The 8,621-nt window shown below is 75.1% G+C and carries 10 protein-coding genes, 1 pseudogene and 1 riboswitch; of the genes and pseudogenes, 6 read left to right on the forward strand and 5 right to left on the reverse strand.

Annotated elements, in window-relative coordinates; translation table 11 throughout:
- Positions 1-117: riboswitch (cyclic di-AMP (ydaO/yuaA leader) on the forward strand. This riboswitch is flagged as partial in the annotation.
- A 233-nt stretch (positions 118-350) separates the two neighbouring features.
- Together E4P41_RS20155 and E4P41_RS20160 are read left to right on the forward strand one after the other, a co-directional pair.
- The gene (locus E4P41_RS20155; protein ID WP_135143006.1) at positions 351-1,208 is read left to right on the forward strand and encodes a transglycosylase SLT domain-containing protein; all 858 of its coding nucleotides are present in this window, start codon (positions 351-353) and stop codon (positions 1,206-1,208) included.
- A 126-nt stretch (positions 1,209-1,334) separates the two neighbouring features.
- Positions 1,335-1,979 (forward strand): 50S ribosomal protein L11 methyltransferase, encoded by a 645-nt coding sequence (locus E4P41_RS20160; RefSeq protein WP_135143007.1) that lies wholly within the window; start codon positions 1,335-1,337, stop codon positions 1,977-1,979.
- Between the two features lie 117 nt (positions 1,980-2,096).
- Here E4P41_RS20160 and E4P41_RS20170 read toward each other — a convergent pair whose 3' ends face one another.
- A complete protein-coding gene (locus E4P41_RS20170) occupies positions 2,097-2,471 on the reverse strand; it encodes a DUF2784 domain-containing protein (RefSeq protein WP_135143008.1) in 375 nt (124 codons plus the stop codon).
- 60 nt (positions 2,472-2,531) lie between these two features.
- Here E4P41_RS20170 and E4P41_RS20175 point away from each other — a divergent pair, with 60 nt between their 5' ends.
- On the forward strand, positions 2,532-2,963 hold the full coding sequence (locus E4P41_RS20175) for a hypothetical protein (RefSeq protein ID WP_135143009.1): 432 nt from the start codon (positions 2,532-2,534) through the stop codon (positions 2,961-2,963).
- 3 nt (positions 2,964-2,966) lie between these two features.
- Here E4P41_RS20175 and E4P41_RS20180 read toward each other — a convergent pair whose 3' ends face one another.
- Positions 2,967-3,350 (reverse strand): VOC family protein, encoded by a 384-nt coding sequence (locus tag E4P41_RS20180; protein ID WP_135143010.1) that lies wholly within the window; start codon positions 3,348-3,350, stop codon positions 2,967-2,969.
- A 45-nt stretch (positions 3,351-3,395) separates the two neighbouring features.
- Between E4P41_RS20180 and E4P41_RS20185 the strand changes: the two genes are divergently transcribed.
- Positions 3,396-3,872 (forward strand): hypothetical protein, encoded by a 477-nt coding sequence (locus E4P41_RS20185; RefSeq protein ID WP_209307825.1) that lies wholly within the window; start codon positions 3,396-3,398, stop codon positions 3,870-3,872.
- A complete protein-coding gene (locus E4P41_RS20190) occupies positions 3,869-4,414 on the forward strand; it encodes a GXWXG domain-containing protein (protein WP_135143011.1) in 546 nt (181 codons plus the stop codon). Before E4P41_RS20185 ends, E4P41_RS20190 begins: the two co-directional genes overlap by 4 nt.
- On the opposite strand, the gene E4P41_RS20195 is transcribed toward E4P41_RS20190, so the two are convergent.
- The 3 genes from E4P41_RS20195 to E4P41_RS20205 form a co-directional block, all read right to left on the reverse strand.
- Complete coding sequence (locus E4P41_RS20195; RefSeq protein WP_135143012.1) at positions 4,411-4,860, reverse strand: hypothetical protein; 450 nt, start codon at positions 4,858-4,860, stop codon at positions 4,411-4,413. The genes E4P41_RS20190 and E4P41_RS20195 overlap by 4 nt on opposite strands.
- Before the next feature lie 78 nt (positions 4,861-4,938).
- Positions 4,939-6,336 carry a Re/Si-specific NAD(P)(+) transhydrogenase subunit beta gene (pntB, locus tag E4P41_RS20200; protein WP_135143013.1) on the reverse strand — a complete coding sequence of 466 codons (1,398 nt, stop codon included), beginning with the start codon at positions 6,334-6,336 and terminating at the stop codon, positions 4,939-4,941.
- A gap of 1 nt (position 6,337) precedes the next feature.
- A complete protein-coding gene (locus E4P41_RS20205; RefSeq protein WP_348536511.1) occupies positions 6,338-8,029 on the reverse strand; it encodes a Re/Si-specific NAD(P)(+) transhydrogenase subunit alpha in 1,692 nt (563 codons plus the stop codon).
- A 220-nt stretch (positions 8,030-8,249) separates the two neighbouring features.
- Between E4P41_RS20205 and E4P41_RS20210 the strand changes: the two are divergent.
- Positions 8,250-8,621, forward strand: a pseudogene (locus E4P41_RS20210) (GGDEF domain-containing protein); the annotation flags it as partial.

The following is an 8,621-nucleotide window of genomic DNA, read 5'->3' on the forward strand; positions in this document are numbered from 1 at the left end:
CGGGGACCCACCGCAGTACTGGGGTGAATCCCGCCGCCGAGCACCGCTCGGAGGCCGGTAGGGCTGCTTCCCGCCCGAACCCGTCAGCTAACTCGGTAGGCGGCCACGGAAGAACGGAGAGCACCCGCATGCCCCGCCCACGGGCCCTCGCGGCTCGCCGGCTCACCCGGCCGCGCGCACCCCGCGCCTCCTCCCTGGCCTGCTGACCGGCACCCGACCGCGCCCGCCGGTATCGAGCATCCCGCTCTTCCCCTGCTGCCGGCGCCCCCCTGTCGACCGCCGCATCCCGGTCTGCCCTCTCCCGTGAGGGCCGGCCCGCGCGCCCTCTCGCCCCGGAGCACCCCCACCTGATGGACACCGAGCAGTTCCCGGCCGTCCCGGCCGACAGCAACGCCGAGACGCCGGCCACCGACAACAGGGCCATCGCCGGCGCGGCCGGTTCCGCCCGCCGCCGCCTGCGGCTGCCCGCCCGTGGCCGCCGTCCGGCGATCCTGCTGGCCACCGCCGCCGCCGGCGCGATCGTCGTCAACGCCGTCGTCGGCGGGCAGCCCGCCGCCGAGGCCGAGACCGAGACGGTCACCGCCTCGATGAGCGTCGCCGAGCAGCTGGGCATCACCCCCGAGGCGGGGCAGGAGTCGATCACGGCGCCGGTCGTCCCCGACCTGACCCCGCTGCAGGACCTCGCCGCCTCCCGCAGCGAGCGCGAGGCCGCCCAGGCGCAGGCCGCGCAGGCCCAGGCCGCCGCCGAGCAGGCCGAGCTGGAGCGCCGTGCCGCCGAGCTGGAGCGCCGTGCCGCCGAGCAGGCCGCGGCTGAGCAGGCCGCGGCTGAGGCGGCCGCCGCCGAGGCCGCCGAGCGTGAGACCGCCGAGCAGGCCGCCGCGGCGGCTCCCGCCCCCAGCAGCTCGGCACCCGCCGCGCCACGGGGTTCCTTCAAGGAGTACGCGATGGGCAAGGTCGGCAGCGCCGACCAGTTCAGCTGCCTGGAGAAGCTGTGGGGCAAGGAGAGCGGCTGGAACCCCAACGCGCAGAATCCCACCAGCACCGCCTACGGCATCCCGCAGTTCCTCGACTCGACCTGGAAGAGCACCGGCATCGCCAAGACGTCGGACGGCTACCGCCAGATCGACGCCGGCCTGATCTACATCGAGAACCGCTACGGCAGCCCGTGTGGCGCGTGGGGGCACTCGCAGTCCAAGGGCTGGTACTGACCGAGGACCCCGTCCTCCCCACTCCTCGGAGAAGGACCCCTTGCCCCCGCCACCCGCAGCCTCGCAGCGGGACCCTGCAGGAGGTCTGCGGCGCCCTGGACGGGTCCGGGTGGTGGACTGCGGGTCGTGACCGCCCGCGTCGTCCCGCCCGGCTTCGTCCGCGCGCACACCCAGGTCCGGCGGCCGTCCTCGGTGCCGGAGATCCGGCTGCACGTGGCCGACGACGTCGTCGCCCTGTGGGAGGCGATGGAGGTTGCGGACGGCGGCGCCGGGCAGACCCCGCCGTTCTGGGCCGCCGCCTGGCCCGGCGGGCAGGCGCTGGCCCGGTACGTGCTCGACACCCCGGAGACGGTGGCCGGGCGAGCCGTCCTGGACCTCGGGTCCGGCAGCGGCCTGGTGGCACTCGCCGCCCGCCTGGCCGGGGCCCGCTCGGTGCTGGCCAGTGACGTCGACCCGTTCAGCCGGGCGGCCGTCGGCGTCAACGCCGGGCTCAACGGCGTCGACGGGGTGAGCGTCACCGGCGACGTCCTCGACCGAGCTCCGGCCGGCATCGACGTCGTCCTCGCCGGGGACGTCTGCTACGACCGGGAGATGACCGAGCGCGTGCTGCCCTTCCTGGACCGGGCCCGTGCCCGCGGTTGCGCGGTCTACGTCGGCGACCCGGGTCGGCCCTACCTGCCGCACGACCGGCTGCACGCCGTCGCCACCTACGACATCCCCGAGACCGAGGGGCCGGGATTGCGCCGGACGACGGTCTGGCGGCTGCCCTGAGACGGACGGCGATCTTCGCCTCGTGGTGCCGGCGCCTGCCCCCGGGTCTCCGGCTCGCTGTCGAGGCCCCGCGCGGACCGATCCACGCCGAGCGGCGCTAACGCCGACCTGCGCTGCTCATGTCGTGAGGCGGGCGCGGCGGCGGGTGGCGCGCACCGCCAGCAGCCCGTAGCCGACGGCGTTGGGCACCAGCGCGGCCGTGTAGATGCCGGCCTGCACGCCCGGGCTGGCCACGTCCAGGCCGAGCGGCGCGAAGACGTAGTGGCCGAGGAAACCGCCGGTGTAGGGCTCGCCTCCGGCGCGCTCGCGCAGCGCCAGCTCCAGCTCGGTGAGCGGGCAGGGCGCCCCGGCGAGGTGCACCGCGAGGATCGCGGCGGCCACCGGTGCGTGCAGCAGCAGCACCCACGGCCGGCGCAGCGCGACCAGCGCGCCGGTCACCATCAGGACGACGGCGAGCGCGTGCACGACCGCGACGAGGTGCGCCCAGACCACGGCTCCAGCTTGGCACGCCCGGGAGCGCGCCGGCCGCCGTCGAGCGCGAGACTGGGCGGCATGAGCGAGCACGACACCGGCGGCCGTGACCCCGGCTCCGGCAACCGGGTGAGCCGGTCGGTCGAGGACTTCGTCGGCCAGCTGCGCGCCTTCACCGACCGCGCCCGCGGGGTGGCCAGCGGCGCAGTGCCCTTCTCGCTGCCGCGGCTGCCCTCGCCGCCGGGGGCCCTGTCGGCGGCGCAGCTGCGTGCCATCGACCGGGCGGTGCGCGGCCAGCGGCAGCAGATCGCGGCGATGACCGCCCAGCTGGAGGCCTTCGACGAGCAGCTGGCCGTCTTCGAGCGGATCCTCGATCCGCTGGTGGAGTGGAGCTCGACCTGGGCGCGGCTGGAGGAGTCGGTGGCCGACCTCGTCCGCCGCAGCGCCGACGACCCGGACGAGGATCCCGACGTCGGACCGGGCAGGACGGCGGGGACGGGTCCTCGCCCCTGACCGCTACCGCTGGTCGCGCCGCAGCGGGTGGTCGGCCGGGACCTCGACCAGGACGAGCCGGACGCCGTCGGGGTCGGCCACCCACGCCTCGACCAGGCCCCACGGCTCGGTCCGTGGCTCGCGCAGCACCGTCGTCCCGGCCGCACGCAGCCGCTCCCACTCGGCGGCGACGTCGCGCACCTGGAGCCACAGCGCCATGCCGCACGGGACTTCGTCCCCGGGGCCGGAGACCTCGAGCAGGCCGTTGCCGAGGAAGAACACCATCCCGGGATGCTCCGGCGGACCGAACTCGCGGTGGACCGCCAGGCCCAGCACGTCGCGGTAGAAGGCCTGCGACCGCGCCGGGTCGACCGGCCGGAGGAGCACCCTGCTGCTCAGCACGTCCATCCCGGCATCATCGGGTGGGAACCGCCGGATGACGACAGGAGCACCGTGACCGAGACGGCCGACGCGCGGGCGCGGCTGCGCGCTGACTGCAGCCGCTGCGCGGGGCTGTGCTGCGTGGTGCCGGCCTTCGCCGCCTCGGCGGACTTCGTGATCGACAAGCCCGCCGGCCGGGCCTGCCCGGACCTGCGCGACGACGCCCGCTGCGGCATCCACGTCGACCTGCGCGAGCGCGGGTTCCGCGGCCGTACGGTCGTCGACTGCTTCGGCGCCGGGCAGCACACCGTGCCGGCCACCTTCCGCGGCGGGCGCGACTGGCGGGGTGACCCGGAGGTGTTCGTGGCCTTCGGGGGGCAGCGCCAGCTGCACGAGCTGCTCCGGTGCCTCACCGAGGCGCTCGCCCTCGACGCCGCCGCGCCGCTGCGCCGGGAGGTGGCCGCCGCGCACGAGCGCACCGAGCGGCTCACCGCCGCCACGGCCCTGCCGGCCGGGCTCGAGCACCCGCCGTACTGGGGCTCGCGGTGAGCGACGGGGACGCCGTCCGCTGGCTCGACCGGCACCGCGGCGGCGCCGCACCGAGCGACGTCCTGGCCTTCGCCGACCGGCTGCCCGGCGTCGGGATCGAGGAGATGGTGGGCCGCTGGCGGGGCGCCGAGCTGCCCACGGGCTCCCCGCTGGACGGGCTGCTGACCGCGCACCGCTGGTGGGGCAAGGAGATCGTCGATCCGGAGACGGTGCACCCGCTGCTGTTCTCCGACCGGGCGGGCCGGCCGCGGCCGGTCGACCCGGCAGCTGCCCCGCTGACGCTGCTGCGCCACGCCCCGGAACTGGCCCGCAGCCGTCCGGCCCAGCTGGCGTTCGTCGCCGCGCGGCCGCTGCTGACCACCCGCCGTCCCACGGCCCGGCTGCGCCCGGTGGCGCACCGGGGGGTGACCACCGCGGCGCTGGTGTACGACCGGCTGCCGGTGGTGGACGTCGTCCTGCGGGTCACCCCCGACCTGCTGCTCGGGCTGATGGACATGCGCGGCCTGCCCGACCCGTTCGCGTTCCTGCTGGAGCGTGCCTAGCCGGACAGGTCGTCCTCCGGGCGGCCCTTGGCCCCAGGCGCATGGCGTCGCAGGAGGCCGGTGACCGAGCCGACCCGGTCGGTGGCCTGCCGCAGCCCGTGGACCAGCGGCAGCAGGTCGTCGGCGACGGTGCGCAGCGTGTCGGGCACGGTGTCGATGGCCGGGTCGTCGAGCACCCGGCCGACTCGTTCGAGCCCGGGGCGCAGCGCCCGCACGGGCTCCTCGAGCTCCTCGACCAGGCCCTCCAGCCGCTCGGCGGTCCGCTGCGCCGATGCGATGGTCTCGGTGGCCACCCTGGTGGCGGCGATCAGCTCCCGGACGGCAACGTTGAGGTCGGCCATCGTCCGCGGTAGCTGGGCCAGCGCCTCGGTCTGCTTCTGCAGGACGTCGACCAGCTCGGACAGGCCGGGGATGCGGGGGAGGCCCAGGCCGCGGAAGGGGTCCATGCCGCCACGGTATGGCCCCCGCCGTCGGGGACCCGGGCCGCCCCCGCAATCGCCGCGGGGCGGGCTGGGCCGGGGACGTCAGAGCGCCTTGAGGATGTCCTCGACCCGTTCGCGGGCGTCGCCGAAGAGCATCCGGGTGTTCTCCCGGAAGAACAGCGGGTTCTGGACGCCGGCGTAGCCGGTGCTCATCGACCGCTTGAAGACCACGACGTGCCCGGCCTCCCACACCTGCAGGACCGGCATGCCGGCGATCGGGCTGCCGGGGTCCTCGAGCGCGGCCGGGTTGACCGTGTCGTTGGCCCCGATCACCAGGACGACGGAGGTCGCGGCGAGGTCGTCGTTGATCTCGTCCATCTCCAGGACGATGTCGTAGGGCACCTTCGCCTCGGCCAGCAGCACGTTCATGTGCCCGGGCAGCCGGCCGGCGACGGGGTGGATGCCGAACCGGACCTCGGCGCCGGACTCGGCGAGCTTGCGGGTCAGCTCGGCGACCGGGCCCTGCGCGTGGGCGACCGCCATCCCGTAGCCCGGGGTGATCACCACGGACTTGGCGTCGCGCAGGAGCTCGGCGACCTCCTCGGCGGTGATCTCGGTGTGCACGCCGTCCTCGGTGCCGGTGGCCGTGCTGCCCTCGTTGCCGAACCCGCCGGCGATCACCGACAGGAACGACCGGTTCATCGCCCGGCACATGATCCAGGAGAGGTAGGCACCCGAGGAGCCGACCAGCGCGCCGGTGATGATCAGCAGGTCGTTGTCGAGCAGGAAGCCCGACGCCGCGGCCGCCCAGCCCGAGTAGCTGTTGAGCATCGAGACGACGACCGGCATGTCGCCGCCGCCGATCGAGGCGACCAGGTGCCAGCCCAGCGCCAGCGCCAGCACCGTGACCGCGACCAGCAGACCCAGGCCGGGGGAGACGACGAAGGCGACGGTGAGCGCGACGAAGGCGACCAGCGCGCCCAGGTTCAGCCAGTTGCGGCCAGGCAGCATCAGCGGGTTGCTCGGAATCCGGGCGGAGAGCTTGAGGAAGGCGACGATCGAGCCGGTGAGGGTGACCGCGCCGATGAAGACGCCGATGACGACCTCGGCGGAGTGGATGCCGAGCAGGTCGGCGGGCACCTCGGTCTGCGTGCCGGCCTGGGCCTCGACCGACAGGTAGCCGTTCCAGCCGACGAGGACGGCGGCCAGGCCGACGAAGCTGTGCAGCAGCGCGATCAGCTCGGGCATCCCGGTCATCTCGACCCGGCGGGCCCGCCACAGCCCGATGGCCGCGCCGGCCGCCATGGCGACGACGATCAGCCCGACGGCGGCGGCCTCGATGCTCTGGGCGGCCAGCCCGATGGTCGCGGCGAGCGCGATCGCCATGCCGGCGATGCCGAAGGCGTTTCCGGACTTCGCCGTCTCGTGCTTCGACAGGCCGGCGAGGCTGAGCACGAAGAGCAGGGCGGCGACGATGTAGGCGGCAGCGGCGGCGTTCATGTCAACTCCTCGTGAACATGCCGAGCATGCGGCGGGTCACGGCGAAGCCGCCGAAGACGTTGATGCTGGCCACCAGGACGGCGACCGCGGCGAGCACGGTGACCAGCGCGCCGGTGTGGCCGATCTGCAGCAGGGCGCCGACCACGATGATCCCGGAGATGGCGTTGGTGACGCTCATCAACGGCGTGTGCAGCGCGTGGTGCACGTTGCCGATCACGTAGAAACCGACGACGACCGCCAGGGCGAAGACGGTGAGGTTGCCGATCAGCTGGTTCGGCGAGAAGGCGGCCGCCAGGAACAGCAGCGCCGCGGCGACGCCCACGACGGCGGCGGTGCGCGCGGGGGAGCGGTCCGGATGCGTCGGGTGCGCGGGGGCCGGGGCGGGCGGCCGGGGAGCCGGGGTGGCCTGCGGTGCCGCCGACACCTGCACCGGCGGAGGTGGCCACAGCAGCTCGCCGTCCCGGACGACGGTCATCGAGCGCTGGACCACGTCGTCGAGGTCGAGCACGAGCTGCCCGCCCTTGCCCGGTGTCAGCAGCTTGACCAGGTTGACCAGGTTGGTGCCGAACAGCTGCGAGGCCTGGCCGGGCAGCCGGGCGGGCAGGTCGGTGTAGCCGATGATCGTCACACCGTTCGGGGTGACGACGACCTCGTCGGGCACCGAGCCCGCCACGTTGCCGCCCTGCGCGGCGGCCATGTCGACGACCACGCTGCCCGGCCGCATCGCGGCCACCATCTCCTCGGTGATCAGCCGCGGCGCCGGGCGGCCGGGGATGAGCGCCGTGGTGATGACGATGTCGACGTCGCGGGCCTGCTCGGCGTACATCGCGGCGGCCCGCCGGTCGTAGTCCGCCGACGTCACGGTCGCGTAGCCGGTGCCGCCGCCCTGTCCCTCGTCGGCCGGCACCCCGACGTACTCACCGCCCAACGAGGCGATCTGCTCGGCGACCTCGGGGCGCACGTCGGTGGCCCGCACGACCGCGCCCAGGCTGCTGGCCGCGCCGATCGCGGCCAGGCCCGCCACGCCGGCGCCGACGACGAGCACCGTCGCCGGGGGCACCTTGCCGGCGGCGGTCACCTGCCCGGTGAACGAGCGGCCGAAGGCGTGCGCGGCCTCGATCACCGCCCGGTAGCCGGCGATGTTGGCCATGGAGCTGAGCACGTCCAGCGACTGGGCGCGGGAGATGCGCGGCACGGCGTCCATCGCCAGCGCGGTGATCGGCCGGGCGGCCAGCGTGGCGAGCAGGTCGGGATCGAGCGCGGGCGCCAGCGTGCTGATCAGCACCGCGCCGTCGCGCAGGAGCCCGACCTCCTCGGCCGTCGGCTTGGCCACGTGCAGGACGACGTCGGCGGTCCACGCCTGGACGTGAGTCCCCACCCGGGCGCCGGCCGCGCGGTAGGCGTCGTCGGGGAAGCTGGCGGCCGCGCCGGCCCCGGCCTCGACGAGGACGTCGTAGCCGAGGGCGGTCAGCTGGCGCACGGTGGCCGGCGTCGCCGCCACCCGTGTCTCCCCGGGGCGGGACTCCCTGGGCACTCCGATGAGCACGTCCGGTTCCTCCTGCACGGCTCGGTCGCCGCCCATCCTCGGCGACGGGGCCGATGACGGTGCGGTCCGGTACAGCGGTCTGAGGTGCACGCCGGTGGGCGGGCGGTCCTGGACGGCGTGCATGGTGGCGCAGCCGGGGCCGATCATGCCGTCCCGCCGTCGCGCGTCCTCGCCCGGCCCGGGTGACAGCGGTCACCCTCCGAGAGCGCCCCGCCGGCCGGCCACCGCCCGCGGGTCCCCCTGCTCCACCCGGGAGGGTGAGGACCGACGTCCCGGACTGGAGGTGCGCGACCCGGTTGACGTACTCCTCTCTGGGACGGACGACCGGCACGGACGCTGGTCGCCGCCGCGTTCGGGAGGGGGAAGCGTGTCAGCGACCACCGTGACTGCTGAACCGCTGGTGCCGCCGGAGGTCGTGTCGTCGATCTTCTACGGGGCGGCGGTGAGCGACACGCTGGTGCTGCTCGTCGCGGAGACGGTGGCCGGCACCCCGCGGATCACCTGGGGCAACGAGGGCGCCACGCAGCTGCTCGGCTACGGCCTGGCCGACCTGCGCTCGCTGCCCGTGGCCTCGCTCGTGCCGACGCTGCGCGGCGCGGAGGTCAAGTTGCTGCTGCGCCGGGAACGCAGCGCCCGCATGAACCTGCCGGTGCGCACGGCCAGTGGCGCCCTCGTCGAGGCGGTGGTCCTCTGCACCCCCACGCCGACCGGGCGGATGTGGACGCTGCGGCTGGTGCCG

Origin of the sequence: Geodermatophilus sp. DF01-2, from assembly GCF_004571065.1 — a bacterium.
Classification (GTDB): domain Bacteria; phylum Actinomycetota; class Actinomycetes; order Mycobacteriales; family Geodermatophilaceae; genus Geodermatophilus.

Coding starts and splice junctions, on each gene's coding strand:
- E4P41_RS20155 (WP_135143006.1), top strand. CDS start 351: ATGGACACCGAGCAGTTCCCGGCCGTCCCGGCCGACAGCAACGCCGAG.
- E4P41_RS20175 (WP_135143009.1), top strand. CDS start 2,532: ATGAGCGAGCACGACACCGGCGGCCGTGACCCCGGCTCCGGCAACCGG.
- E4P41_RS20180 (WP_135143010.1), bottom strand. CDS start 3,350: ATGGACGTGCTGAGCAGCAGGGTGCTCCTCCGGCCGGTCGACCCGGCG.
- E4P41_RS20195 (WP_135143012.1), bottom strand. CDS start 4,860: ATGGACCCCTTCCGCGGCCTGGGCCTCCCCCGCATCCCCGGCCTGTCC.
- pntB (WP_135143013.1), bottom strand. CDS start 6,336: ATGAACGCCGCCGCTGCCGCCTACATCGTCGCCGCCCTGCTCTTCGTG.
- E4P41_RS20205 (WP_348536511.1), bottom strand. CDS start 8,029: ATGATCGGCCCCGGCTGCGCCACCATGCACGCCGTCCAGGACCGCCCG.